The sequence below is a fragment of the Idiomarina sp. UBA3176 genome (genome assembly GCF_002364295.1).
In the GTDB taxonomy this organism is placed as follows: Bacteria; Pseudomonadota; Gammaproteobacteria; order Enterobacterales; family Alteromonadaceae; genus Idiomarina; species Idiomarina loihiensis.
This window is the reverse complement of record NZ_DEXU01000005.1, coordinates 1-25,089: the sequence shown is the minus strand read 5'-3', so window position 1 is coordinate 25,089 and position 25,089 is coordinate 1. Positions and strand designations below refer to the sequence as shown.

Annotated in this window: 27 protein-coding genes; 22 read left to right on the top strand and 5 right to left on the bottom strand. The window is 46.0% G+C overall.

Features of this window, described 5'->3' with window-relative positions:
* The 3 genes from B2U97_RS01725 to lolB are packed head-to-tail and all read right to left on the bottom strand — an operon-like array spanning position 1 to position 2,441.
* A complete protein-coding gene (locus B2U97_RS01725) occupies positions 1-948 on the bottom strand; it encodes a ribose-phosphate pyrophosphokinase (protein ID WP_016341307.1) in 948 nt (315 codons plus the stop codon).
* A 15-nt stretch (positions 949-963) separates the two neighbouring features.
* On the bottom strand, positions 964-1,824 hold the full coding sequence (gene ispE / locus B2U97_RS01720; RefSeq protein WP_011234179.1) for a 4-(cytidine 5'-diphospho)-2-C-methyl-D-erythritol kinase: 861 nt from the start codon (positions 1,822-1,824) through the stop codon (positions 964-966).
* Positions 1,815-2,441, bottom strand: a complete 627-nt coding sequence (lolB, locus tag B2U97_RS01715) for a lipoprotein insertase outer membrane protein LolB (protein ID WP_011234178.1) — start codon at positions 2,439-2,441, stop codon at positions 1,815-1,817. Before lolB ends, ispE begins: the two co-directional genes overlap by 10 nt.
* Before the next feature lie 132 nt (positions 2,442-2,573).
* Between lolB and hemA the strand changes: the two genes are divergently transcribed.
* The 10 genes from hemA (at position 2,574) to B2U97_RS01665 (ending at position 14,447) form a co-directional block, all read left to right on the top strand.
* Entirely contained in the window at positions 2,574-3,845 is a 1,272-nt protein-coding gene (gene hemA / locus B2U97_RS01710; protein WP_011234177.1) for a glutamyl-tRNA reductase, read from the top strand.
* A gap of 4 nt (positions 3,846-3,849) precedes the next feature.
* Positions 3,850-4,944, top strand: coding sequence for a peptide chain release factor 1 (gene prfA, locus B2U97_RS01705; RefSeq protein WP_011234176.1), 1,095 nt, complete (start codon positions 3,850-3,852; stop codon positions 4,942-4,944).
* Positions 4,941-5,786: a peptide chain release factor N(5)-glutamine methyltransferase gene (prmC, locus tag B2U97_RS01700; protein ID WP_011234175.1), complete on the top strand. Its 846-nt coding sequence runs from the start codon at positions 4,941-4,943 to the stop codon at positions 5,784-5,786. Before prfA ends, prmC begins: the two co-directional genes overlap by 4 nt.
* Before the next feature lie 2 nt (positions 5,787-5,788).
* Complete coding sequence (locus B2U97_RS01695) at positions 5,789-7,261, top strand: DUF3369 domain-containing protein (RefSeq protein WP_273025290.1); 1,473 nt, start codon at positions 5,789-5,791, stop codon at positions 7,259-7,261.
* Between the two features lie 24 nt (positions 7,262-7,285).
* Positions 7,286-7,660, top strand: a complete 375-nt coding sequence (locus tag B2U97_RS01690; protein ID WP_273025291.1) for a SirB2 family protein — start codon at positions 7,286-7,288, stop codon at positions 7,658-7,660.
* Positions 7,661-7,675: 15 nt separating this feature from the next.
* On the top strand, positions 7,676-8,947 hold the full coding sequence (locus B2U97_RS01685; RefSeq protein WP_273025292.1) for a DUF819 domain-containing protein: 1,272 nt from the start codon (positions 7,676-7,678) through the stop codon (positions 8,945-8,947).
* Between the two features lie 15 nt (positions 8,948-8,962).
* Complete coding sequence (gene kdsA / locus B2U97_RS01680) at positions 8,963-9,805, top strand: 3-deoxy-8-phosphooctulonate synthase (RefSeq protein WP_406539775.1); 843 nt, start codon at positions 8,963-8,965, stop codon at positions 9,803-9,805.
* Positions 9,806-9,809: 4 nt separating this feature from the next.
* Complete coding sequence (locus tag B2U97_RS01675; RefSeq protein WP_273025293.1) at positions 9,810-11,303, top strand: TrkH family potassium uptake protein; 1,494 nt, start codon at positions 9,810-9,812, stop codon at positions 11,301-11,303.
* Positions 11,304-11,417: 114 nt separating this feature from the next.
* Positions 11,418-12,044 carry a TetR/AcrR family transcriptional regulator gene (locus B2U97_RS01670; RefSeq protein WP_011234169.1) on the top strand — a complete coding sequence of 209 codons (627 nt, stop codon included), beginning with the start codon at positions 11,418-11,420 and terminating at the stop codon, positions 12,042-12,044.
* Between the two features lie 63 nt (positions 12,045-12,107).
* On the top strand, positions 12,108-14,447 hold the full coding sequence (locus tag B2U97_RS01665) for an acyl-CoA dehydrogenase (protein WP_272989651.1): 2,340 nt from the start codon (positions 12,108-12,110) through the stop codon (positions 14,445-14,447).
* Between the two features lie 31 nt (positions 14,448-14,478).
* Here the strand turns inward: B2U97_RS01665 and B2U97_RS01660 are convergent, their stop codons facing one another.
* The gene (locus tag B2U97_RS01660; protein ID WP_272989654.1) at positions 14,479-15,822 is read right to left on the bottom strand and encodes a S41 family peptidase; all 1,344 of its coding nucleotides are present in this window, start codon (positions 15,820-15,822) and stop codon (positions 14,479-14,481) included.
* A gap of 133 nt (positions 15,823-15,955) precedes the next feature.
* On the opposite strand from B2U97_RS01660, the gene nagZ reads away from it, so the two are divergent.
* On the top strand, positions 15,956-16,948 hold the full coding sequence (gene nagZ, locus B2U97_RS01655; protein WP_272989657.1) for a beta-N-acetylhexosaminidase: 993 nt from the start codon (positions 15,956-15,958) through the stop codon (positions 16,946-16,948).
* A 15-nt stretch (positions 16,949-16,963) separates the two neighbouring features.
* On the opposite strand, the gene queC is transcribed toward nagZ, so the two are convergent.
* Positions 16,964-17,620, bottom strand: coding sequence for a 7-cyano-7-deazaguanine synthase QueC (gene queC / locus B2U97_RS01650; RefSeq protein ID WP_110012584.1), 657 nt, complete (start codon positions 17,618-17,620; stop codon positions 16,964-16,966).
* 62 nt (positions 17,621-17,682) lie between these two features.
* Between queC and queE the strand changes: the two genes are divergently transcribed.
* From queE to B2U97_RS01595, 11 genes are all read left to right on the top strand, one after another.
* On the top strand, positions 17,683-18,354 hold the full coding sequence (gene queE / locus B2U97_RS01645; protein ID WP_414653545.1) for a 7-carboxy-7-deazaguanine synthase QueE: 672 nt from the start codon (positions 17,683-17,685) through the stop codon (positions 18,352-18,354).
* A 155-nt stretch (positions 18,355-18,509) separates the two neighbouring features.
* Positions 18,510-18,749: an addiction module protein gene (locus B2U97_RS01640; RefSeq protein ID WP_011234163.1), complete on the top strand. Its 240-nt coding sequence runs from the start codon at positions 18,510-18,512 to the stop codon at positions 18,747-18,749.
* Positions 18,746-19,045, top strand: coding sequence for a type II toxin-antitoxin system RelE/ParE family toxin (locus B2U97_RS01635; RefSeq protein WP_110012582.1), 300 nt, complete (start codon positions 18,746-18,748; stop codon positions 19,043-19,045). Before B2U97_RS01640 ends, B2U97_RS01635 begins: the two co-directional genes overlap by 4 nt.
* Before the next feature lie 154 nt (positions 19,046-19,199).
* Positions 19,200-19,478, top strand: a complete 279-nt coding sequence (locus tag B2U97_RS01630; protein ID WP_110012581.1) for a Flp family type IVb pilin — start codon at positions 19,200-19,202, stop codon at positions 19,476-19,478.
* The gene (locus B2U97_RS01625) at positions 19,475-20,698 is read left to right on the top strand and encodes a TadE/TadG family type IV pilus assembly protein (RefSeq protein ID WP_110012580.1); all 1,224 of its coding nucleotides are present in this window, start codon (positions 19,475-19,477) and stop codon (positions 20,696-20,698) included. The genes B2U97_RS01630 and B2U97_RS01625 overlap by 4 nt, the downstream gene beginning before the upstream one ends.
* The gene (locus B2U97_RS01620) at positions 20,688-21,224 is read left to right on the top strand and encodes a hypothetical protein (protein WP_110012579.1); all 537 of its coding nucleotides are present in this window, start codon (positions 20,688-20,690) and stop codon (positions 21,222-21,224) included. Before B2U97_RS01625 ends, B2U97_RS01620 begins: the two co-directional genes overlap by 11 nt.
* Before the next feature lie 2 nt (positions 21,225-21,226).
* Complete coding sequence (locus B2U97_RS01615) at positions 21,227-21,727, top strand: hypothetical protein (protein ID WP_110012578.1); 501 nt, start codon at positions 21,227-21,229, stop codon at positions 21,725-21,727.
* A 107-nt stretch (positions 21,728-21,834) separates the two neighbouring features.
* Complete coding sequence (locus B2U97_RS01610; RefSeq protein ID WP_110012577.1) at positions 21,835-22,341, top strand: hypothetical protein; 507 nt, start codon at positions 21,835-21,837, stop codon at positions 22,339-22,341.
* Between the two features lie 184 nt (positions 22,342-22,525).
* Positions 22,526-23,233 carry a Flp pilus assembly protein CpaB gene (gene cpaB / locus B2U97_RS01605; protein WP_272989668.1) on the top strand — a complete coding sequence of 236 codons (708 nt, stop codon included), beginning with the start codon at positions 22,526-22,528 and terminating at the stop codon, positions 23,231-23,233.
* Positions 23,218-24,432 (top strand): type II and III secretion system protein family protein, encoded by a 1,215-nt coding sequence (locus B2U97_RS01600; protein ID WP_110012574.1) that lies wholly within the window; start codon positions 23,218-23,220, stop codon positions 24,430-24,432. Before cpaB ends, B2U97_RS01600 begins: the two co-directional genes overlap by 16 nt.
* Positions 24,429-25,089, top strand: a 661-nt coding sequence (locus tag B2U97_RS01595; RefSeq protein ID WP_286830204.1) for an ATPase, T2SS/T4P/T4SS family, incomplete at its 3' end; no start/stop codon positions are given. The genes B2U97_RS01600 and B2U97_RS01595, both read left to right, overlap by 4 nt.

Sequence of the window (25,089 nt, the reverse complement as noted above, 5' to 3'; positions counted from 1 at the left end):
TCAGTAATCGAACATTGCTGAAATAGATTCTTCATTACTGACTCGACGCAGTGCTTCTGAAAGCATACCGGACAAGGTTAACTGAGTAACTTTACCAGTGGCTTTCATGGCATCGCTCAACGGAACACTGTCGGTAACGATAAATTCGTCAATTTCAGAGTCTTTAATGTTCTGCACCGCATTACCGGAAAACACCGGGTGAGTAGCGTAAGCAAACACACGCTTTGCACCGTGAGATTTCAGTGCTTCTGCGGCTTTGCAAAGCGTTCCGCCAGTATCAATCATGTCATCGACAATAATGCAGTCACGGCCTTTAACATCACCAATTATGTGCATAACCTGCGATACGTTGGCTGACGGACGGCGCTTATCAATGATGGCTAAATCGGTGTCGTCCATTAGCTTGGCAAAAGCACGGGCACGCACAACACCACCAATATCAGGAGAGACCACAACCGGATGGTCGAAGTTTTGCTGACGCATGTGCTCTAATAAAACCGGGGTTCCGAAAACGTTATCGACAGGCACATCGAAGAAGCCCTGAATTTGCTCTGCGTGTAAGTCGACAGTCAGTACACGGTCAACACCCACACTGGATAAGAAATCGGCAACAACTTTAGCAGTAATAGGAACACGAGCTGAACGAACCCGGCGATCCTGACGAGCGTAACCAAAATAAGGCATCACTGCAGTAATACGACCAGCAGACGCACGACGTAAGGCGTCCACCATAACAATGAGTTCCATTAAATTGTCATTGGTTGGGGCGCACGTAGATTGAAGAATAAAGACGTCGGAACCGCGGACGTTTTCATTGATGGCGACGCTAATTTCGCCGTCACTAAAGCGACCAACGGAAGCTTCACCAAGTTTGATATAAAGGCGATCGGCGATTTTCTGGGCTAGCTCAGGAGTGGCGTTGCCGGCGAAAAGTTTCATGTCAGGCACAACATACCTCGACTTTTATTGGGTTAATGTCTGGATAAGTGGTGAACGGTTCTGGCCTTGAGCGATAAATGAGCAAAGTTCTTTGGGAACCTGCTGTTGCGCTTCCTTTGCGGCTTGTCTTGTTTCGAATGTTGAAAAAAGACATGCTCCACTGCCAGTGAGCCGAGTCGGGGCGTATTCTAGCAAGGCACGGCGTAACATAGCAACTTCGGTGTGTAGATCGCAGACCACTGGTTCAAACACATTCGCGACTTTTTGCTGTTGCCAGTTGTCCGCGGTAACCGGCGAGCAGTTGCGTTCTAGCTTAGGGTGAGAGAACAACGCAGCCGTACTGATAGAAACATTGGGTTTAACCACTAAATACCACGGAGTAGGCGGTGTTATATTAGTGAACACATCGCCGATACCTTCAGCAAAACAAGCATGTCCATGAATAAACACAGGCACATCGGCACCGAGTTTGCGACCTATTGCCTGTAATTCAGTGCTATTTAAATGGCTACCCCAAAGCTGATTCAGCCCCACCAGTGCGGTTGCCGCATTAGATGAACCACCACCTAGCCCGGCACCCTGAGGAAGTCTCTTAATTAATTCAATCGAGCAGCCAGGAAGTTGCGTAATGCCTTTTTCTTCGTATGTTTTTCTTAGCGCTGTTAACGCCTTCCAGACTAAATTCTCGTCGCGGGGAATGTGGCTATCGTGGTCAATTAAATCAAACTTGTCGTCGGCGGCGGTATAGAATTTCAGAGTGTCGGCGTAGTCCAGAAACTGAAAAACAGTCTGTAAATTGTGGTACCCGTCGGAGCGGCGCCCGATAATATGCAAAAATAGGTTGAGTTTCGCCGGAGCTGGGAGCGTTAAGATGTTTACTGCCATTCGTTCACTTGTACCTTTATCAGTAGAACCGGACTTTCCAGATGGATTTGTTCCGGCAAGGTTACTGTTTGTACTTTGTCCTGATCATAGAACCAGTTGAGCTGCCAGTTTTGACCCCGGTGAAATATCGTCGACTGAGCTAAGGTTCCATCTTTATGATAACTCACAGACTTTAGTGAGTTTGTTTTTCTGCCCAGAACCCAGTGGTGTAACTGCTCAAAGGGAACGGCTGCACCCAGTAGACGGTATAATAAAGCGTCTGCTGAAGGAGCCCAGCGTTCCTGATCATCGGAGTCAGTTAACAAGGCGCCGCTGTCATCGACGGTCAGCTTAGCCAGTTGGCCTTTTAGCGGGTGAGAAAAACGAATAACCTGTTGGTGAGGCTGGTAGTGCCAGTTAATGTAAAAACTGTCCCTTTCCTTATTTTGCTTTTGAATAACCGCCATGCGGCCACTTAACGACCACTGTTGCAACTGCTCCAGCTTTTGTTGATGAGCGTCAATAATACGTTGATTAACTTCGGTACTGCTTGCTTGCTCTGATGGCGTCGGCAGCGCGCACCCGGTTAACGATGTTATGACAACCAGGTAAACCCAGAATAGTCGGCGTTGAATCATATTTTTCAATTGCTGCAATCGGAATGTAATTAGTTGACCAGAAAGCGCTGTCACTTTCAATGACTAAGGCTTTCACGTACAATCGGGCAACTTAGATTTTGGCCGCGTTGGGATAACGAGTTTCACAGTCAGATGACCATTTCAGCTCTCGGAATTAATCATAAAACCGCATCAGTCGATTTGCGCGAGCAAGTTGCGTTCAGTGCTGAACAGCTTGATGCTGCGCTGCAGGCTGTACGTAATCTTCAAGGTGTTGAAGAAGCCGTCATCGTCTCTACCTGTAACCGAACCGAGCTATATTGCCGGGGTGAAGTGTCTGGCGACTTGCTCCTGGGCTGGTTAACCGGTTTCCACAAATTGGCACCAAATGCGCTGGAAAATCATCATTATCACTTTCAGGGCGAGCAGGCCATTACTCATCTTATGTCGGTTGCCAGTGGTTTAGACTCACTGGTGCTTGGCGAGCCACAAATTCTGGGGCAGGTGAAGCAAGCGTATCAGGCCGCAAAACGTCAGGCCTCGGTGGGCGGTATCCTTGAACGCTTATTTCAGCAAACCTTTCGTGTAGCAAAAACCGTTAGAAATGAAACCGCGGTAGGTCAAAACGCGGTTTCGGTTGCATATGCTGCGGTTTCTATGGCGCGTCATATTTTCGCTAATTTGCAGAAATCGAAGGTGCTGCTGATTGGAGCCGGTGATACTTCCGAGCTGGTTGCTCAGCATTTGAAACAACAAGGCGTAACCGAAATTCTGGTGGCAAACCGGACTCTGCAACGAGCTAGCGAAATGGCTGAACGTGTCGGGGCAACGGCTCACAGCTTGTCTGAGTTATCAGAGTTATTACCGCAGGCCGATATTGTCGTCAGTTCAACCGCCAGTACTTTGCCTATTGTGGGCAAAGGCAGCATTGAAAAAGCACTGAAAAAGCGTCGCCACAGACCCATGCTGTTAATTGATCTGGCTGTGCCGCGGGACATTGAAGAGCAGGTTAATGAACTCGATGACGCTTACCTTTATACAGTTGACGATCTTCAAAGTATTATTAGCGAAAATATTCGTAACCGTGAGCAGGCAGCTCGTGAAGCTCAGGTTATTATTCAGCAGCAAACGAAAGAGTTTAATGACTGGCTGAAATCCCTGAATAGTGTAGAGCTGGTGCGGGAGTACCGTACGCACACAAAAACACTAGCTGACGAGCAGTTAAAAAAAGCATTAGCGCAAATAGAGCAGGGCAAAGACCCGGCCGAAGTGCTGCAACGATTCAGTCACAGGCTGGTGCAGCAGTTAACGCATAAACCGACAAGCTTATTGAAATCTGCCGGCGAAAATAACGACCAATATACGCTGGCCGTTTTGCAACAACTTTGGTCAGAGCCATCCTCTGACTCATCAAAAGGCAAATAAAAACATGTTGAATCCATCCATTGAACGCAAACTAGAAGGGTTAGTTGAGCGTTATCAGGAAGTGCAAGCTTTATTGGGTGAGCCCGATGTGATCAGTGATCAAAACCGTTTTCGCTCATTATCGCGTGAGTACTCTCAATTAGAAGAGGTGGTTGGTTGCTTTGAAGAGTACCGCCAGAATCAGGATGATCAGGCAGCTGCAAAAGATATGGCTGAAGATGATGACGCTGAAATGCGCGAAATGGCGGAAGAAGAGCTAAAAGAGGCAAGAAAAGCCGAAGAAGAGCTGGAAAACCGCCTACAACTTCTGTTGCTGCCTAAAGACCCGAACGATGATCGTTCATGCTATTTGGAAATTCGGGCCGGAGCTGGCGGTGATGAAGCGTCGATATTCGCCGGCGATTTATTCCGTATGTATAGCCGCTACGCTGAAAAAAATGGCTGGAAGGTCAATATTGTCAGTGCCAGTGATGGCGAACACGGCGGTTATAAAGAAATTATTGCTCACATGAGTGGTGATGGTGTTTACGGGCGCATGAAGTTTGAGTCTGGTGGGCATCGGGTGCAGCGTGTTCCTGAAACTGAATCGCAAGGGCGTATTCATACTTCAGCTTGTACCGTTGCCGTGTTACCGGAAATTCCAGAAGCCGAGGCCGTTGAAATTAACCCGGCGGACTTACGTGTCGATACTTACCGCGCCTCGGGTGCTGGTGGTCAGCACGTTAACCGAACCGATTCTGCTATTCGTCTTACCCACATACCAACTGGTGTGGTTGTTGAATGTCAGGAAGAGCGTTCGCAACATAAAAACCGGGCTAAAGCCATGTCGGTTTTACAGGCAAGAATACAACGTCTGGAAGATGAAAAACGTCAGGCAGAAGAAGACAGTACCCGCCGTAATTTGGTAGGAAGTGGTGATCGTTCAGAGCGCATTCGCACTTATAATTACCCGCAAAGCCGGGTAACAGACCACCGCATTAACCTGACGCTGTATCGGTTAGATGAAGTACTTACCGGCGATATCGATTTGATACTGGATGCCATTATTACTGAGCATCAGGCGGATCAACTGGCGGCTCTGTCTGAAGGACAGCAATGACGCTGCAGCAAGCCATAAAATGGGGGCGGGAGCAGTTAGAGCAGAGTGAAGATGCTGCTGCGGATGTTTCTGCCTTACTTTGCTTTGTGCTGGATAAAGAAAAAACTTACCTTATGACCTGGCCGGAAAAGCCGCTGACACAAGAGCAGCAACGGCATTATGAGGAATGTATTTTAGCCCGGCAGAAAGGCAAGCCCGTGGCTCATATCACTGGTCGCCGCGAGTTTTGGTCATTGATGCTTGAAGTAAACGCCAGCACGTTAATTCCCCGTCCCGATACTGAAACGCTGGTTGAAGCGGCGCTTAGTCTTGAGCTTCCTGAAAATGCCCGCGTACTGGATTTAGGCACGGGTACGGGAGCGGTCGCCTTGGCATTAAAGTCGGAACGTCCCGGCTGGCAAGTTTGGGCGTGCGATAAAAGCGGCGATGCGGTGGAACTGGCACGCCGGAATAGTCAGGCTTTAGGCTTAAATGTTGAAATTTTGTGCAGCAACTGGTTTCAATCTGTGCCAAAGTCTCTTAAATTTGACTTGATTTTATCGAACCCTCCATACATTGATGCAGGCGATCCGCACTTGAGTATGGGAGATGTCAGATTTGAGCCCCAGACGGCGTTAATTGCGGAAAATAACGGTTTAGCCGATATAGAGACTATTATAAAAGAAGCCAACAACCATTTAGCAGACCAGGGTTGGTTACTACTTGAGCAGGGATGGCAACAGGCTGATAGCGTTGCAGAGCTACTGTTTAAAAGTGGTTATAAAAAGGTTAACCGTTGGCAGGATTATGCTAGGGTAGACCGAGTTACCGGCGGGAAAAAAGCCAGGGCGGGGAGAGACTAATAATGAGCAATCAGTTTATGTTTGCTGACGAAACCAGCCAGCAAACCACAAAATTACCGACAGAATACTGGAAAATTCTGATTGTCGATGATGAACCAGAGGTGCATGCGGTAACCAAACTGGCACTCAACGACTTTAATTTTTTAGGTCGTGGTTTAAAGTTTTACAGTGCTTTTTCTGGTGAAGAAGCAAAGCGGTTAATTGACGAGCATCCTGACGCAGCTATATTACTGCTGGACGTTGTTATGGAAACCGATGATGCCGGACTGCAGGTAGCGCGTTATATTCGGGAAGAAGCCGACAACCACTTTACTCGTATTATTTTGCGGACAGGGCAGCCGGGTCAGGCACCTGAACGCACGGTTATCGTTAACTACGACATCAACGACTACAAATCCAAAACCGAACTCACTGCACAGAAACTCTTTACTGCAGTAATGTCATCGCTGCGTTCGTACCGCGATATCATGTCCATTGATCAAAGTCGTCACGGGCTTGAGAAAATCATCGCCGCTTCGGCTAATCTTTATGCTCTGCAACCAATGAACAGTTTTGTTGATGGTTTAGTGCAGCAGTTGAGCTGGGTAATCGGCGGTGCCAAACAAACCTTGTATGCTACTTCCAATGAAGACGGCTCATCTTATAAAGTGTTAGCCGCTCATGGAGAAGATTCCGGGGTTTGTGTTGGTCAGACTTTACGTTCGGTTATTCCATCAAAGGCTTTAGCCGAGTTAGAGCATGTTATTGCGAACCATGGTTCGTATTATGGTGACGACTTCGTATTGTTATACTGCCGAAGTCATTGCCGGTCGCACGGCTCTGTTTTGTTTATCGGCGGCTTATCCAGAGCACTTACGGCCGATGATCACCATGTACTTCAGCTGTTTTCTGAAAATGTACAACTGGCACAGGATAACGTGGTCTGTCTGGAAGATTCCGATCAGTTTCTGGCGCGTTTAGCCGATCAACTTATGCTACATCATGCCAGCCACTTTAATGGCATCCTGGAGCAAAACAGCGAAGTCCGGCTGGCGTACGCTGTAGCTCAAAAAGTTGCGGCAGAAGACGCTGAGACAACGGCTTTGGCCTGGTCTTTATTTGCGCAAGCGCGGCCGTTGCTTAATTGCGCTTCAGATGCGGCTGCAGCGGTAGAAACCACGTGTCAGCAACGAGTTGCCCGCTCATTACGAGCGCTGGGTCACGGTGAGCATGAAGCAACACAAAATGCGCACAGGGCACTTATTGAAAGACTGGAGCGCTGGGACGGCCTGGGTTTGCCCGAAGGTAAACAAGGCTCGGATATCGCGATAAGCACTCAGGTTCTTCTGTTGACCGAGCAGTTGCTGGATTGGTGGGAAAGTGGCATTAGTGACAGCGATATTGCGGTACGCCTGAAAGATGAACGGGGCCGCTATTATTCACCTAAGTTTCTTGATGTTGTTATAAAATTCCTGCCTGAGTTGAGAACCATTTAATTAAATTAAAAATAAGAGGTTACTGTGTACGCTGCTTTTAAACACCTGCATGTATTATTTGTGCTGATTTCGATCAGCCTTTTTTTATTCCGTTTTGTGCTTCTGCTTCTTGACTCACCTTTATTAAAAAAGAAGTGGTTGAAGATAGTCCCTCACGTTAACGATACCTTATTGTTGCTCAGTGCGGTGGGTATCATGGTGACGTTAAGCATGTACCCAATTCAGGTTCCCTGGTTAACCGATAAAGTCATAGGTGTTATTGCTTATATTGGCTTTGGTGTCTTAGCTATGAAAGGAAAAACAGCTGGTGCGCGCTGGCTTGGTTTTATTGGCGCTTGCGGTTGGATAGCATTTTTATTGCACGTGGCCTTGTCCAAACAAGCACTTATTGCCGGTTAAGTAAAAGGAGTACCTATGTTAGCGCCTGAGTCTGTTGTTTCGGAAACGAATGCCTTAATCACTAACGATGGGGTTGTTATTGGTTTATTACTGACCATCCTTGGTTTTGTATTTTACACCAATAGCAGCGAGCATCCTTTTTTCAAGAAGTTCTATCGTTTTGTTCCGGCTTTACTGCTTTGCTATTTCATACCGTCTTTACTGAATACGTTCGGTATTGTCGACGGGAATCAAACTGCCGTAACAGATATAGCAATGGATTATCTGTTACCCGCCTGTATGGTATTGCTTACCCTAAGTCTGGATTTAAAAGCCGTAATGGGTCTTGGGTCAAAGGCTCTTATTCTATTTTTAACCGGTACTTTTGGTATTGTCATTGGCGGGCCTATAGCCTTGTTACTGGTGTCTGCCATATTCCCTGAAATGCTTGGCGGTGCGGGCCCCGATGCTGTTTGGCGTGGTATGACAACCATTGCCGGAAGCTGGATTGGTGGCGGCGCAAACCAGGCTGCCATGAAAGAAGTCTATGAAGTCGGCGGCGATATTTTCTCAGCCATGGTGACCGTAGACATTATTGTTGCCAACTTATGGATGGCTGTACTGCTTTACATGGCAGCAAATGCTAAGAAAATTGATGCTCGCACCGGCGCTGATACATCCGCTATCGACAACATTCGTCGTAAAGTGGAGCAGTATGAAGCCGAGCATGTCAGAAACCCAAGCTTACGCGATTTAATGCTGATTCTGGCTATTGGTTTTGGTGTTGCCGGGTTAGCGCATTTGCTGGCTGACTGGATAGCTCCGGGAATAGCAACGAATTATCCTGCACTAAGTAAGTTCAGCCTGGACAGTCTGTTTTTCTGGGTTATTGTTTTAGCCACGGCTGGCGGTATTGCACTTTCTTTTACCCGGGCTCGTTCTTTGGAGGCCGCCGGGGCGTCCAAAATAGGCTCCGTTTTTGTTTATATTCTGGTGGCCAGCATTGGTCTGCATATGGACGTAACCAAAATAGTAGAAGCGCCTAAGTACTTCTTAATTGGTGCCATCTGGATGCTAATCCACGCCGGGCTTATGTTATTCGTGGCTAAACTGCTTCGTGCTCCTGTATTTTATATGGCTGTGGGTAGTCAGGCTAATGTGGGTGGCGCAGCGTCAGCACCGGTTGTTGCTTCAGCTTTTCATCCGTCATTGGCACCGGTTGGTGTATTATTAGCGGTAATGGGTTATGCGCTTGGAACCTATATGGCGTATTTCGCCGGACAGATTCTACGAGTTGTTGGTAGTTAACCGCGGGAGTTTATGATGATTAAAGAGTTACAGCTTGGTGACATTCAAATAGCAAATGATAAACCCTTTGTTTTATTTGGCGGGATGAATGTGCTGGAATCCCGTGATTTAGCTTTGCGAATTGCTGAGCATTACGTTGAGGTAACCAGCAGGCTTGGCATACCTTACGTGTTTAAGGCGTCGTTTGATAAAGCCAATCGGTCATCCATTCACTCTTTTCGCGGCCCCGGTCTGGAAGAAGGACTGCGCATTTTTGAAGAAGTGAAACAGCAGTTTAATGTGCCTTTAATTACCGATGTACACGAGCCGCATCAGGCAGCACCGGTCGCTGAAGTGGTTGACGTATTGCAGTTACCGGCGTTTCTTGCCCGTCAGACTGACCTGGTGGTAGCACTGGCTGAAACCGGGTCTATGGTTAATATTAAAAAGCCACAGTTTCTTGCGCCGCAGGAAATGAAGCACATTATTAAAAAGTTTGGCGAGGCCGGTAACGAGAAGCTGATGTTGTGTGAGCGAGGTTCAAGCTTTGGTTATAACAATCTCATTGTTGATATGCTTGGTATGGACGAGATGAAACCCATGGCGCCGGTTATTTTTGACGCAACTCACGCTTTGCAGCGTCCTGGCGGCAGAGCTGACTCTGCTGACGGACGCCGCGCACAAGCAGCGCAGCTGGCTCGTTCTGGTATGTCGCTGGGTATTGCGGGGTTGTTTATTGAAGCACACCCGAACCCCGATGAAGCGAAATGTGATGGTCCCTGTGCTTTGCCTCTGCACGCTCTGGAGCCCTACCTTCAGCAGATGAAAGCGATTGATGATTTGGTGAAATCATTTGCTCCTTTAGACACGTCTAACTAAAACTATGTCAATGCAGGCCAGCCAGTCATTGCGTCAGACTCCGCTTGATAAGCGTCAGGCTATTAAGCTATTGCTGAAAGCCATTGGCGGGCTCATTGCATTGCTTTCTATCGCCTTGCTGGCGCCCTTTGTTATGGCGGTGGTTAGTGGCGAAAAAGAGCAGTGGACTTACCTGACATTATCCAGCCTGGGTCTGGTTTTTGGTTTGGTTCTGTTTTTGCAGCCAGCGGGTGAGGCCAAACTGCGGGCACGACAAGTTTTTCTGTTGACCTCCTTATGCTGGGTTTCGGCCAGCTTATTCGCCACCTTGCCGTTTATTTTTGCTCGACCTTATCTGGACTTCTCTAGTGCCTGGTTTGAAGCTATGTCAGCCATTACAACTACCGGAGCCACCGTTATCTCGGGGCTGGACGACTTGCCCGCGAGTGTTCTGTTGTGGCGGGCTATGTTGCAATGGTTGGGCGGAATCGGAATTATCGTTATGGCTATGGCCATTTTGCCGTTTTTGCAGGTTGGCGGCATGCGTTTGTTCCAGGCTGAATCTTCCGATATGTCGGGGAAATTTATGCCACGCTCCAGCCATATGGTTTTGGCAATAGGCCGGGTTTACCTCATTTTGACGGTTGCCGTTATTAGTTTGTATTTAATTGGCGGTATGGGCAGTTTTGATGCCTTTGTGCATGGCATGACCACCATAGCGACAGCGGGCTTCTCTAATTACGATGCGTCTTTTGGCCATTTCTCGGATACACCATTTTTGGTGATAACGGGCACTATTTTTATGGTGGCAGGCGCTTTACCCTTTGTGCTCTACATTCGCTTTGTAAAAGGCGACTTTGGGCCACTGTGGAAAGATAGCCAGGTACGGGCTTTTGTTACCTTCCTTTTTATTGCTATTGCATTGATTACTCTGGTTCAGATAGTTAAAGGACGGGAATTTGGTGATGCGTTAATGCATACGGCATTTAATGTCGTGTCAGTTGTGACCACAACCGGTTACGCAACCGAAGATTACGGAAACTGGGGAAGTTGGTCGTTAATGGCTTTCTTCTACTTAATGTTTATTGGCGGCTGCACCGGCTCAACTTCCGGCGGTATGAAAATTTTTCGTTTTCAGTTGTCGCAGCTGTTATTAAGAAAACAGTTCAGCCAGTTAATTCATCCTAACCTGGTCAGTGTCCAGACCTATCAGGAGCGTCGGGTAAATGACTCATTACTTGGCTCAATGGTCGCTTTTTGCTTTATGTACTTTTTGCTGATAGCGGTTATTGCATTGGGGTTATCATTATTTGATCTGGATTTTATGACGGCAATATCAGGTGCGGCTTCTGCGGTGGGCAACGTTGGACCTGGATTAGGCGACATTATTGGTCCGGCAGGAAACTTCGCGAGCCTTGACGGGGGAGCTAAACTTTTGCTGGTTTTTGCTATGCTGGCAGGCCGTCTGGAAATTATGACGGTACTTATTTTGTTCCATCGTCATTATTGGCGCCACTAAGTGCAGCCTGAAAAGGTTTACACTCTTACCAAAAATAAATTCAGCGAACACTTGCACGCTGAAACGACATGAATTAGATTAAACGCATGTTTAAATCATGCGTTTATTTATTTCATGGCAGCCCGAATTCCGACTCAAAAGAAAATACTTAATGCCGCAGAAATGCTCTTTTCCCGCGATGGATTTGAGCAGACTTCGTTAAGGCAAATTACGCAGGAAGCGGGGGTTAACCTTGCTTCTGTAAACTATCACTTTGGCTCAAAAAAAGCACTTATTCAGGCCGTAATGGCGCGTTATCTGGTTGTTTTTATGCCGGTTCTGGAAGAACAGTTAAAGCTGGCAGAGCAGCAGAGCGAGTTAAAAACGGAAGAATTGTTTAAGCGCTTTAAAATACCTCTGGCAAAGTTAACCGAAGTTAATAAACACGGCCCCGATATCTTTTTAAGATTACTGGGCTTTGCTTATTCCGAAATTCAGGGGCATTTACGTAAATACACTCAGCAGGAGTTTGGTGAGGTATTACAGCATTTAATGGCTTTATTAAAGCGCGCGAATCCACATTTGGATGAGCAACAAATGTTCTGGCGTCTACACTTTATTCTGGGAGCAGCAGTTTTTGCCCAGGTATCTGGGCAAGCTCTGATTGAAATTGCTGAGGCCGAATTCAATCAAAAAGTGGGTGCGCAGGATGTTATTGATCATTTGATCCCATTTGTTTCCGGCGGGCTGGAAGAAGCGTAAACAACCTGTCGTAAGTTTGAGATTTGACTACACTTTTATTGTGATGGTGCACTGGAGATACCCATGGAAATTTTTATTCTGTTAGTGGTTTTAGTGGTACTGGTGTTTGCAGTCGGAGATATCCGTCGCAGCCTGGTGACTAAACCCGTTTTTGCTATTTTTAAACGCATTTTGCCGCCTATGTCTGACACAGAACGTGAGGCCATGGAAGCGGGCGATGTATGGTGGGACGGAGAGCTGTTCAGCGGACGTCCGGACTGGCAAAAACTGCTGGATGTACCTGAACCTAAACTCACTGCCGAAGAACAGGCGTTTGTCGACAACCAGTTGGCTAAACTGCTGGACATGCTGGATGATTTTAAAATTGTTCAGCAGGATCGCGATTTACCTAAACAAGTTTGGGATTATCTGCGTAAAGAACGCTTCTTCGCCATGATTATTGGTAAAGATTACGGCGGCCTCGACTTTACCCCGGCGGCAAACTCCTACATTGTTTCGCGAATTGCCAGTCGTTCTATCAGTGCTGCGGTCTCTGTTATGGTTCCAAACTCCCTGGGGCCGGGCGAGTTACTAACTCATTATGGTACCAAAGAGCAAAAAGACTATTGGTTGCCACGCCTGTCTGATGGTACCGACATTCCGTGTTTTGCCTTAACCGGACCGGAAGCTGGCTCAGATGCTGGTGCTATTCCGGATGAAGGTATTATTTGTAAAGGCGAGCACGAGGGTGAAGAAGTTGTTGGCATTCGTCTTAACTGGTCGAAGCGTTATATTACCTTAGCGCCTTCAGCAACGGTTCTGGGTTTGGCATTTAAACTCTACGACCCGGATGCCTTATTAGGTGATAAGAAAGAAATTGGCATTACTTGTGCGTTAATTCCGACATCGCACAAAGGTGTTGAAATTGGCGACCGTCATTTTCCTCTGAACCAGGCGTTTCTGAACGGTACAACCTATGGTAAAGACGTCTTTATTCCGCTGAAATGGATTATTGGTGGTTCAGACTATGCCGGTAAAGGCTGGCGTATGCTGGTTGAATGTTTGTCGGCAGGGCGTGGTATTTCACTGCCGGCACTGGCTGCTGCATCAGGCCACGTAACTCAGCGTATGACCGGTGCTTACGCTTATGTGCGTCAGCAATTTGGCATGCCAATTGGTATGTTCGAAGGTGTGCAGTCATCAATGGGTAAAATTGGTGGCACCAACTACATTCTGGAATCTATGCGTCGTCTGACCATTTCGGCTTTATGTCAGGGACAGAGTCCTTCAGTAGTAACTGCCATGACTAAATACCATATGACCGAAATGGGTCGTGAGGTATTAGAGCATGCAATGGATATTCACGCCGGTAAGGGCATTCAATTAGGTCCGCATAACTATTTAGGCCACGCCTACATGGCGACGCCAGTGTCTATTACGGTTGAGGGTGCAAATATTCTGACCCGTAACCTGATGATATTTGGTCAGGGTGCAACGCGTTGTCACCCCTATGTACTTAAAGAAATGAAAGCTGCGGCTAACCCTAATGAAGATGAGGGTATGCGTGAGTTTGACGGCCTGCTGATGAAGCATATCGGTTTTGCCGCCAGTAACGTCTTTGGCAGCTTATGGCTGGGCTTAAGTGGCGCACGCTTTGGCGAGTCTCCGGTGAGTGGTGAAACTGCTCATTATTATCGTAAGCTGGGTCGTATGAGCCGTGGTTTAGCTTTAGCATCAGATATTTCTATGCTGATGATGGGTGGCGATTTGAAACGTAAAGAAATGATTTCAGCCCGCTTAGGTGACATTTTGAGTCATTTATATATGGGCTCGGCAGTACTGAAGCGCTTTGAAGACGAAGGCCGTCAGGTAGCCGACTTACCTTACGTTCATTATGCGCTGAAGCACCATTTATACAGCATTGCCGATGCGTTCTATGGCTTTTTTGATAACTTCCCGAATCGCTTTATGGCTTGGGTAATGCGTATTTTGATATTCCCGCTGGGCAATCACTTCAAAAAGCCGTCTGATGAAATTTTACAGGATATCAGTGTCAGCATGATGGAGCCGGGCGTTACTCGTGACCGTCATACCTTCCTGTGCTACTGGAAAGACAGTATTGGTGATGCCACCGGGCACATGGAAAAAGCCTTTATTTCGATGCTGGAAATGAAGTCGGTTTACAAAACGCTGCGTAAAGCGCAAAAACGCGGTGAATTGTCCTCTAACCTCAATGGCAAAGAGCTTGCCGATGTGGCGCTTGAGAAAGGCTTAATCGATAAAGACACGGCTGAAAAGCTGGCTGAAACCGAAGAGCTTCGTTTAACCGCCATTGGCGTTGACAGTTTCGCTCCCGGTATTATCGAAAACAACCAGTTTTACACGGCTAAAGGCGACATAAGAAAAGCAGCGGTTAAAGATTAACCGCTGCTGCATCGGGTTCCTGCGTATAGCCTTACTGCAGGGACTCGCGCTTATCCTTCATGTTGTGAATAGGTTTAACAAAAGAGCGCGCCTGAGCGCTCTTTTTTATTTCTGCGCTGGCAGAGCTTACCGGGCAACTGCCGGTACTAATGTATGTGTTTGCGGCCGCTGTTAGTGGATCTTCTGAGCTTCCCCAGTCAGCGACCAGTTGGTCTTCAACCGAACAGGTTGGCGCAATACCGTCGTAGTATTTACCTTCCCCTTCAGAGTTAACTGTCTCAAAGTTAATGGCAAAAGTGACTTTATCGCACAGTTCTTCCGGCATTTGACCAACGGGTTTACCACAAGTCGGTTCGCCTATTGTAACCACATCAATGTGGGGGCTTAGTGAGTTAATAATAATTTCTGACGACGAACAACTGCTGCCGGTGGTCAGTACAAATACACGGTCTAAATCAAGTTGCTCAACGCCGTCAACTAAGCTGAAGGCTATGGTTTCGTTTTTATCGCTGTTTTGCTCATTAAAACGGTATTGTAAAAAGGTTTTCCCCTCAACATTGGTTCCGCCAACCTGCGTTGCCGCCTGGTTTGCGTAGCGAATTAAGCCACCGCCGTTGTAGCGTACATCAATGACTAAATGGTCAATGTTGTCGGCAGCAAACTGGTCAAATGCCGTGTTTAAGTCTGAGCCCGTACGGTTAATAAAAGAGTCCAGAGTAAAGTAGCCTACGGTTTCGCCGTCAACAGGGTAAGTTTGGGTTCCCATAACGGTATTGGTTTCTACTTCAACTTTACTCAAAACTTCAGTTGCCTGTGTTCCATTTGGTTTCTGCCAGGTAATTTCTTTATCCACGCCTTGCTCGTTAGCTCCCAGAGCGTCATCAAACTGTCCATTAGCTAATAGCTCAGAAACTTCTACGCCATCAATAGCGATGAGTTCATCACCGCGCGCAATACCCGCGTTTGCGGCCGGAGAGTCGTCATAAACAAAACGAATTTTCACCCGGCTTGCGCTAATTTGCTCCATAGAAAAACCAAACCCGAAGTAAGTCGCACTGACAAACAGGTCATCGTATTCCTCTTCTGTAAGAATGTAGCTGTAGGTGTCCTCCGGTACGCGCAATTCCTCAAGAACCGCATAAACGTCGTCAAATGCCTCTGGGTCTAAGCTGTCCTGTAGCTGACTTGCCCAGAAGTAATCCTCTTTCATGTACTCGAAAAACTCTTCATTTTGATATTCAGCGGAACAAAACGCGTAGTCATTGTCGCCACCACCAGCGGAGCCTGAACTACCGGAACTGCCGCTGTCTGAGCCATCACAGGCAGACAGTGCCAAAGTAATACCAATACATAAAAGCGATTTTTCGAGTTTCATACTACGTCTCTCTTATTGTTGTAATAATGTTAATTTAGCACAGCGGACGAAAAGATAAACAGGGAACATGGCGTCTTTACTGAACTCATGGCAAACTGCTGACTATTGAAAACGAAATGAGACAGCTGCTGTTATGGCACAATTAATGATAGATATTGCGGGCACAGAGCTGACCGCCGAGGACAAAAAACTTCTTGCGGCACCGGCCGTTAACGGGTTAATTCTGTTTACACGAAATTTTGCTTCGCTGGAACAACTGCAAGAGTTAATACGTGAGGCACGAGCCGCCGCTGCTAAGCCGTTGCTTATTGCAGTAGACCACGAAGGCGGGCGGGTGCAACGTTTTCGTGAAGGCTTTAGCGCTATTCCTTCTATGGGTTCGCTGCAAAAAATTGAAAATGACGATGAACGTCAGCGTGCCGCGCGCGACTTAGGCTGGCTAATGGCAGCAGAAGTTCAGGCTGTGGGCATTGATATCAGTTTTGCCCCGGTACTGGACGTAGACGACTGCAGTGACGTTATAGGTGATCGCGCATTTTCTGCAGTGCCGTCGGAAATTTCTAAGTTAGCGTCTTCGTTTATTGAAGGCATGCATGAGGCCGGTATGGCCTGCACCGGCAAGCACTTCCCTGGGCACGGTTCTGTTCAGGCCGATTCCCACATTGCCATTCCGGAAGACGACCGTACCTTAGAGCAAATTCGCGCGCACGACTTAAAACCGTTTTTGTCATTAAGCCAGAAACTGGACGGCATAATGCCGGCTCACGTTATATACCCGCAAATAGACCCGCAACCTGCTGGCTTCAGCGAGTTCTGGTTACAGCAAATACTGCGCAGCGAATTGCAGTTTAATGGCACTATTTTTAGTGACGATTTGTCTATGCAGGGCGCTACCGTTGCCGGTGACATGCAGCAGCGCGCGGTGACGGCGCTAAAGGCAGGCTGCGACATGATACTGGTGTGTAATGACAGAGCAGGGGCGGTGCAAGTATTGGACGCTGATTTGCCAGCAACAGAGCCGGAAAGTGCCCAACGCGTGAACCGAATGCTGATGTCATCGTCGGCGGTGTCGCTCGAAGAGTTAAAACGCACTCAGCGCTGGGAACAAGCCCAACGCTGGCTGTAGGTTATTCGTAGCCTTTTATTCGTAAGCAATAGGGTCTTCAATGCCGTTGGCGGCGAAGGCCTCTAAGCGTTCCTGGCAGGCTCCGCATTTACCACAGGCTTTGTCGCGGCCGTTGTAGCAAGTCCAGGTTTGGCTGTAGTCCAGCCCCATTTTAATGCCGTCGGCTAAAATCGCGTTTTTGTCCACGTCTAAATAGGGCGCATGAACCGCTACCGGCTCGTAGTTCGCCATTTTACTCACTACATCCATTTGGCGTACAAACTCAGGGCGACAGTCCGGGTAAATAGCGTGGTCACCCGAATGCGCACCGTAATACACCGCAGAGGCCTCTTCAGACACCGCGTAACCAATGGCCAGTGACAGTAAAATCATATTGCGGTTTGGCACCACAGTGGACTTCATTGACTCTTCTTCGTAGTGGCCTTCAGGAATATCTATGTCGTCGGTTAGCGAGCTACCCGACAGCAGCGAGTTAATAGCGGTAATATCCACCACTTTGTGGGGTATTCCATGCTGTTTACAGACGTTAGCCGCAACTTCTAATTCTTTTACATGGCGTTGCCCGTAGTTAAACGACAGTGCCAGTACCTCGTTTCCCTCGGCCAGGGCTTTGTGCAAAACGGTAAAAGAGTCCATTCCGCCAGAATAAATAACAACGACCTTTTGCGACATGCTGTAACTCCCCGTATAATCCGCATTCACTCATGTTAACCAAAGCCATTTTAACGGAAGCTATGTCTTACCGCATCAACGAAATTTTTGAAACCTTGCAAGGCGAGGGCACCTTTACCGGCGTGCCATCTATTTTTCTGCGTTTGCAGGGTTGTCCTGTGGGCTGCCCCTGGTGCGATACCCAGCACACATGGGAAACCAACCCCAGCGACCAAGTAAGCATAGACGCATTAATGGCAAAAACCGAAGCCTCAGCAAAATGGTCAGAAATGACCGCCGAGGACATTATTGCGCGCTTTGAACAAGAAGGTTACTCCGCCAAACATGTAGTGATAACCGGCGGCGAACCCGCTATGTTTGACTTACTGCCGCTTGGCAAAGCCTTAGAAGCCAAGGGCTACCAACTGCAAATAGAAACCAGCGGTACCTTTGAGCTAAAAGTGACCGACAGCACCTGGGTAACGGTATCGCCCAAGCTGGATATGCCAGGCGGCTACCTAGTGCGCCCCGACTGCATGGCACGAGCCAATGAAATAAAGCACCCCATAGCCATGCAAAAGCACATAGACGCGCTAGATTCCTTACTAAAACGCTGCCCACCCAAAGCCGACGCCATTATTTGCCTGCAACCCATAAGCCAGCGGCCACGCGCCACCGAGCTTGCGATGAAAACCTGCATAGCGCGCAACTGGCGGCTTTCCGTGCAGATGCATAAATATCTTAATATTGAGTAACTTGCTAAAAAAGCGATGTTCCTATCTATGCCATTATAATTAACGTTTATATTGCGTACTGTTTAGGCGTCGAAATATTTTGTGGGGCATGCTGGTTTCATTTCATCTTTCTCGTATAGTAGGGTGTTATAGAGTAAATATTAACCGAGGTGGTTATGACGATATCTGCAGAAGTTCTCGAAACTGAAGCGCTTTCCCTTCCCAAAGAGGAGAAAACCCGATTGATAGTTCACCTATTGGAGAGTCTTGAACAGCGCTCTGGCTCGAATTCGCAACAAGTGGAGCAAGCCTGGGTGGCTGAAGCAAATAACCGATACGAAGCTTATATTCGGGGTGAAGAGCAAGCTATCCCATCTGAGGACGTATTTAAAGATCTTAAGGCAGATGATCGTTGAAACCTGTTCGCTTTCTTGAATCTGCCCGCGAAGATATTCGGCGAGAAAAGAGCTATTATCAGAAAATTAGCCCTGACTTAGCTAGAAAGTTTCAAAGTGCAGTAGAAACAGCCGTTAAAGCTGCTGCAAACCAACCTTTGGCGATGCAAATTCTTGAGCATAAGGTTCGCCGCTGGCCTTTAGAGATATTTCCTCACGGAATACTCTACCGCGATGAAGCTGAGTTTATCCTCATATTAGCCGTCTTCCATCCAAAACAAGCGCCAATGAAGTGGCACAGTAAACTACACACCTAAAAAATCTTAGCTGCCATAAACTTTCTACGCAGATGCATAAATATCTTAATATTGAGTAAGACATTTGCTACTTCTGATCTGACTCTCTAAAACTCGTTCTATACTTCCTGACGTCAACGCCAATTATGGTGTTGCCTATTGCCAGGAGGGAATTATGAATACGCATTTAGCTTGGCGTTCTCGTGGTCAGGGAATGACGGAATACATCATTATTGTTGCTTTGATTGCTGTTGCTGCAATCGGAGTCTATTCACTTTTTGGTAAGTCCATACGTAACCAGGTGGCTGGACTTGCTCAAGAAATGACAGGGCAATCATCTACGCAACAGTTAAACCGAGCTCGCCAGTCGTCAAGGCGCGCAGGAACCGTGGCAAATACTGAAGTAAACCTCGGAAATTATGACGAGGCCACCGAGCAAGGCAAGAAGAAATGATTGCTTTGGCAAAATCCAATACGCGAATAAAAGGACAAACCCTGATTTTAATGGTCGGGGTTTTGTTACTCGTTTCAATGTTGCTTTTTGCGGTGACGGACATGGGCAAACACGCCCGGCGTCAATGGTACTTGCAAAGTGTTGCTGATAACGCGGCTTATAGCGCAGCTGTTGGTATGTCCCGGCAAATGAATTTCTTGGCTTTAACAAACCGTGCGCTTATTGGAAACCAAGTAGCAATAGCTCAGTGGGTTGGTTTAGCGAGCTACATGTCTATGTTAGACCGAACTGCGGACAATTTAGAGACAGTAACGTCATTCATTCCTTATATCGGGCAAATAACCAGAGTGTTATCTACTATTCTCGACCGAGTCGAGGAAGGTTATCAGCAACTGGCGCGCGTCTTAATCCGTTTCCAGTCAGCTGTAATACAAGGCATATCAGCGGCACAGAGACTGTTAGATTCAAGCTTTGTTATTGAGTTGCCTCTTCTAATTCAAGATATCGTTTCTAAGCATTCAGGAGATCTAAGTTGGGAAGCTTATCAAGGTGGAGGTATAGCACCGTTTCCAAGCCTTTGGTGGCGTAAAACAAAAGTTCGAAAAACTGAAAAAGAGCAGGATTCAAAAGAGTTTGAAGAGCTTACTTTAAATAGTCTGGATCCTTTTAGTAGAAGTAGAGGGTACAACTGGGTGGAAGTATTTAGTCATAAAATAGTTAAGCGCGGTGGAACAGAATTATCAAGAAACAGAAATGGGGGCTGGGACTGGCATGCGCTGGATTCCGTTTCGCTTCACGGACGAAAATGGTTTGTAGGAAGTTATAGGGAGCAATTGCCATTAGGCTGGGGCGCTAAAGCTCAGCAGCAAAGACGTTATCATCGTTCCAGTTATGGGGGCGCATTTCAAAGCAACTCGATGGCCTCCCGACTAGGTTTAGCGCAGATGGAGTCGTTTAATTCGAATCCGCAAAAGTTTAGCTATATGCGGCTAAGCAGCTTTTTAAAGATGAGCATGGATACAGTGATAATAAAAGTGGGGGACAGTAACCAAGTCGCATATGCTAAAGCAAAAACGCATTTTAGTCGTCCTGGTAAAGTTTTCTCTAGAAAAGATGATCTTTATGAAACGGATAACTTGTTTAATGCGCTCTGGGAGGCTCAGTTAATTTCTCTATCGTATCAAGATAAAACAGGAATTTTAGGTCGTGATGCGCTTTAAATGTAAAGGTCAAGCTACAGTTGAGTTTATATTATCGATTGGTATTTTGCTAGCTATTTACTTGTCTGTTTATCAAGCCCTTATACCTGCGGTTAATAGCAGTACCATTAGCCTTATTGAAGCTCGTAAAAATATCTGGAGCAGGGTAATGGATGTTGAGCAAGCTCAATTATCGGGAGAGTATCGGCTAAACAAACATACAGAAAATTTATTTATCCCTTTAAATAAACTTCTTCCAGTAAAGCTCCAAGGGGAAAATTTAAGAGAGTTGAAAAAAATTAATAGAAAACTTTTTTATCCAATGGGTAGGTTAACAGATAGTTGGCAGGCAAAAAGTAGACGGCAGCTATCAACTAGGCCTGCGTCTTTAGTTGTAAACAACCTTCTCTCGGGAGAAATAACAGAGTTAATCCAAGATGGGATTGGCTCACTCTTTTTGGCTAAAGAGCTTAGTTCCGATTATTTAGTTTTCGGTACGATATCTCCGGACGTCGTGCCCGAGGAAGTACTTCACAAAAAGGAATAGTTATGGATTTACCCGTAGTTTTAGATGATTGGAGCTGGGTTGAGCAACCAATTAGTTCATCCATCAATATTGATGCTTTTTTTTTGAGAAAACCAGAAACTCCTGACTGGAAAGAGTTGAGTCAATTTTATCCATATTGTCCTGGGGGGAAAACAATCTTTTGGCTTTGTCCAATAGAAAACACGGACTGGACGTTGTTTGAGGTTGAAAACGGACAATGGATATTAATGCCATTGACTAAGTCCCCAGCACATGAAGAATCTTTAAAGGGACCCATTACTCCAATTTCAGAATATGAAAATAATGGAGAAAAAATATGGATTTATTTAGCTAGATATCCGCTTAAACCATTGCAAACGGCAATGATGTCTTATTACAGCCAAAAAGTAGACTCTTTTCAATCTATCGAGAAAGAAAATGACGTTTGGATATTAAAAGAAGGTATGGGTCGCGTAGTTTTTTCAGAACAAGGCGAGTATGTGATTTTGGCACATTATTTATGACTTGAATATTAAAGTTTTATCTACATAAATATGGAAATTATTTTGCTAAAAATCTGTGGATTTAACTGTAAAAAAACTATTAGTAAAGCTTTAGTTAAGGTACGTATATGATTGCTGATATTCCTGCAGGGTTTGATAAATGGGAATGGTCTGAAATGCCAATTTCCCAGAACGCGACGGCTGCTGCTTATTTTTTACAAAGCCCTAATGTTCCAGACTGGAGTCTTATTGAAGATTTCTATTCCTACTGTCCAGCTCCTCATGGAGATTTTTGGATCTGTCCAATTGGAGAAGACAACTGGACTTTTTTCAAAGGAAATGATGGTTCATGGATTCTAAGTAAAATAATTCTTCCGCATATGGAAAAGCCTAAGCTTGACGGGCCCTTTCATGCCATTTCAAAAAACCAGAAAAATGGAAAAGAGGTCTGGGTTTATTTATCGACGTTCAAATTCAAAGATATAAAAAACGTATTGAAATTAACTTACAGCCAAAAAATCTATTCTTTTCAATCGATTGAGAAACCTCATGACTTTTGGATCTTTAAAGAAGATATGGGGCGCCTAATGTTCTCCGAGCAAGGTGAGTATGTGATTTTGGTTCATGTCCTATGAGAAGAAAGCAGAGTGGTCAGGCATCGACAGAGTGGTTATTGATCTCTCTCTTAATAATGACCACTTTATTTATTGTTGAAGAGCAATTTTCGCTCCTTGATTATTTAATTGAGACGGGTCGTAAGGCGAAAGATTTTTATTATTTTATTTGGCGCTATTTAGTACTAATACCAGGAGGAGGCTCATGACAAAAAAGGCGAAATGGATTTTTGCCGTAATTTTTAGCTCAATAATTTCTATGGTGACAGTTTTTCTAATTCATCAATATCTACAGCAAGAAACTTCCCGACGACTTCAAGAGGCCTCAGGAAGTGCTGGTAGCGTTGTTGTTTTTTCCAAAGACCTTAATGCCGGAGATCTTCTTGAAGTAAGCGACTTACTGGTTCGAAAATATCCGCACGAACTTATCAATGAGCAGTGGTATTTGGAGAGTTCCGCTAGTTTGATTATCGGTAGGAAACTAAGAAATTCTGTTAAATCTGGTGAACCTGTTTCTGAACGAGTTTTATCGAATAATCAGAACAGTGGTTTGTCGGAAGTTCTGCCTAACGGTTACTACGCTATTACGGTCACTACGGATAATTTAGGCCACCATAATGCGTTGCTGAAAGTCGGAGATCTAGTCGATATTGTATTTGCTGGGGATTCTTTTGAAAGTTCACGAGAATACGTTTCTTTTGAAGAAATCGAGGTTTTCGATATCCACGGATTACAGGAGGGATATGGTTCATATTCGCTGACATTGTTGGTGGAGCCTGAGAAGGTAGCGGCATTTACGAGAGCTATTGGAAGTCCAATGTTGGTCTGGGCGAGAGGCCGCCATTTGGAACAAGCAAGTATTTGGCATCAAGATTCTAAACAAAGCAAGGTGCAACCATGGAAGGTTCAGTAAAGTTCAAACATTACTTATTCGTGACTCTGTTCTTTTTCGTCGCACTTAGTGTTAGGGCAGAGGTTAATCATAGCTCTTACCAACTTGAAGAAGGTGAGACTCGTATTATCAGTATAGAACCCGGAAGCGATATTCTTATCAGTGACGAGAGTGTTGTAGATGTTCATGTGCTCGACAATAGCAGGGCGGTTCTAAGAGGGGTGGGAGTTGGCAAAGCTGATATCTGGCTTAAATCCGAAGAGGTATTAAAAGAGTTAAAGGTTATTGTAACGGCTAGCCTGGAACTCTCCCTGGAGGGGCGTTTAGAAGCTTTATCTGAGGCAGAGCAAACCCTTAGAAAAACAGAAAAGTCGGGGCTTACAGTTTTATCGGGCAAGGTATCCAAAAGGCATTACGGTGAATTAGAGAGAATTTCCGAGAATCATGAAGAGATTTTAAATTTAACTGAATCTTTTCAGGAAGAGCCGCCTATGTTGACCTTAAGAGTCAATATTCTGGAAACCAAGCGCCAGTATCTCGAAGACCTTGGAATTAGATGGCAAGGGACAACGAGCGGCCCTACATTTTCGAGCTCTTTATCTGGTTTGTTCGAGTGGGACGCCGAAATTAATTCTCAACTGATGCTCATGCAGCGACGTGGCCTCGCTAAATTATTGGCAAACCCCGTTCTATCTACCCAAAGCGGTGAGAAGGCAACTTTTCTTGCAGGTGGAGAGCTTCCCATTCCGCAAGTTGTAGCACAGGGCATGCAGGACGTCACTTTCCGCGAATACGGTATTAGACTTGTTATTCAGCCGGTGGTTTTAGATAACAATAGAATTAAAACGCAGCTCCACGCCGAATTAAGCAATATTGATCCTGCTGTTTCCGTTTCAGGTGTACCCGGCATACTTAGTCGTCGTACGGAATCGGTGTTTCTCTCAAATGATGGAGACACACTGGTTTTGTCTGGTCTTTTAAGTACAGATGAGTCAGCTCAGGATGACCAGATACCGGGCTTAGGTTCATTACCGATTCTGAAAAACGCTTTCAGAAGTCAGCAAAACAGAGAGCAAACCACGGAATTAATTATTATGGTTACGGCTGAGCGCATGGATACGGCTAAAGAACGGTTGCATGATAAGCAAAAACGGTTAGCGCAAAAACACGACTGGTACCAGAAGGACTCCATTTTACAGCTAAGGGAGACATTTCGATGATATCAGTTAATTTAATTAACAGCCTCAAAGAGCATTTAGATACCAGAGATCCGCGTTTTGAGTCTATGAGCGAATGTGAGTTGAGGCGCTATGCTGAATCCTATTTAAAGAAAACTACAGGCGAGTCTGGAAAAGATATAGCAGATGCAGTAGCTGAAGTCATTGGCCTGGGGCCTATTGAGGGTCTTTTAGAAGATGATTCAGTAACTGAAATCATGGTCAATAGTTATGATCAGATCTATGTTGAGCGCTCAGGTAAGTTGAAAAAAGCGGATGAACAATTCAGTAACGAGGTTTCCTTGCGGCGAACCATCGATAAGATTGTTCTGCCTTTAGGTCGTCACGTTGATGATGCATCCCCCATGGTCGATGCTCGTCTACCAGACGGTTCTCGTGTAAATGCTGTTCTAGCTCCTTTAGCAACCAAAGGATCGTGTCTCACTATTCGAAAGTTTACTAAGAAATCGTTAACCATCGAGGACTTAGTAGATAGTGGTTCACTAACAAAGCAAGCTGCTGAATTTTTAAAGCTTGCTGTTCGTTGTCGCCAAAATATTATTGTTTCTGGTGGAACCGGAACGGGAAAAACAACCTTATTAAATATTCTATCTCAGGAAATTCCTGAATATGAAAGCCTAGATTCAACTAATAACTGCA

Coding starts and splice junctions, on each gene's coding strand:
- B2U97_RS01660 (WP_272989654.1), bottom strand. CDS start 15,822: ATGAAACTCGAAAAATCGCTTTTATGTATTGGTATTACTTTGGCACTG.
- B2U97_RS01625 (WP_110012580.1), top strand. CDS start 19,475: ATGATTGCTTTGGCAAAATCCAATACGCGAATAAAAGGACAAACCCTG.
- lolB (WP_011234178.1), bottom strand. CDS start 2,441: ATGATTCAACGCCGACTATTCTGGGTTTACCTGGTTGTCATAACATCG.
- kdsA (WP_406539775.1), top strand. CDS start 8,963: ATGATTAAAGAGTTACAGCTTGGTGACATTCAAATAGCAAATGATAAA.
- B2U97_RS01615 (WP_110012578.1), top strand. CDS start 21,227: ATGGATTTACCCGTAGTTTTAGATGATTGGAGCTGGGTTGAGCAACCA.
- B2U97_RS01630 (WP_110012581.1), top strand. CDS start 19,200: ATGAATACGCATTTAGCTTGGCGTTCTCGTGGTCAGGGAATGACGGAA.
- B2U97_RS01610 (WP_110012577.1), top strand. CDS start 21,835: ATGATTGCTGATATTCCTGCAGGGTTTGATAAATGGGAATGGTCTGAA.
- prfA (WP_011234176.1), top strand. CDS start 3,850: ATGTTGAATCCATCCATTGAACGCAAACTAGAAGGGTTAGTTGAGCGT.
- B2U97_RS01665 (WP_272989651.1), top strand. CDS start 12,108: ATGGAAATTTTTATTCTGTTAGTGGTTTTAGTGGTACTGGTGTTTGCA.
- ispE (WP_011234179.1), bottom strand. CDS start 1,824: ATGGCAGTAAACATCTTAACGCTCCCAGCTCCGGCGAAACTCAACCTA.
- B2U97_RS01685 (WP_273025292.1), top strand. CDS start 7,676: ATGTTAGCGCCTGAGTCTGTTGTTTCGGAAACGAATGCCTTAATCACT.
- prmC (WP_011234175.1), top strand. CDS start 4,941: ATGACGCTGCAGCAAGCCATAAAATGGGGGCGGGAGCAGTTAGAGCAG.
- queC (WP_110012584.1), bottom strand. CDS start 17,620: ATGTCGCAAAAGGTCGTTGTTATTTATTCTGGCGGAATGGACTCTTTT.
- B2U97_RS01620 (WP_110012579.1), top strand. CDS start 20,688: ATGCGCTTTAAATGTAAAGGTCAAGCTACAGTTGAGTTTATATTATCG.
- B2U97_RS01695 (WP_273025290.1), top strand. CDS start 5,789: ATGAGCAATCAGTTTATGTTTGCTGACGAAACCAGCCAGCAAACCACA.
- B2U97_RS01675 (WP_273025293.1), top strand. CDS start 9,810: ATGTCAATGCAGGCCAGCCAGTCATTGCGTCAGACTCCGCTTGATAAG.
- queE (WP_414653545.1), top strand. CDS start 17,683: ATGTCTTACCGCATCAACGAAATTTTTGAAACCTTGCAAGGCGAGGGC.
- hemA (WP_011234177.1), top strand. CDS start 2,574: ATGACCATTTCAGCTCTCGGAATTAATCATAAAACCGCATCAGTCGAT.
- nagZ (WP_272989657.1), top strand. CDS start 15,956: ATGGCACAATTAATGATAGATATTGCGGGCACAGAGCTGACCGCCGAG.
- B2U97_RS01670 (WP_011234169.1), top strand. CDS start 11,418: ATGGCAGCCCGAATTCCGACTCAAAAGAAAATACTTAATGCCGCAGAA.
- B2U97_RS01600 (WP_110012574.1), top strand. CDS start 23,218: ATGGAAGGTTCAGTAAAGTTCAAACATTACTTATTCGTGACTCTGTTC.
- cpaB (WP_272989668.1), top strand. CDS start 22,526: ATGACAAAAAAGGCGAAATGGATTTTTGCCGTAATTTTTAGCTCAATA.
- B2U97_RS01640 (WP_011234163.1), top strand. CDS start 18,510: ATGACGATATCTGCAGAAGTTCTCGAAACTGAAGCGCTTTCCCTTCCC.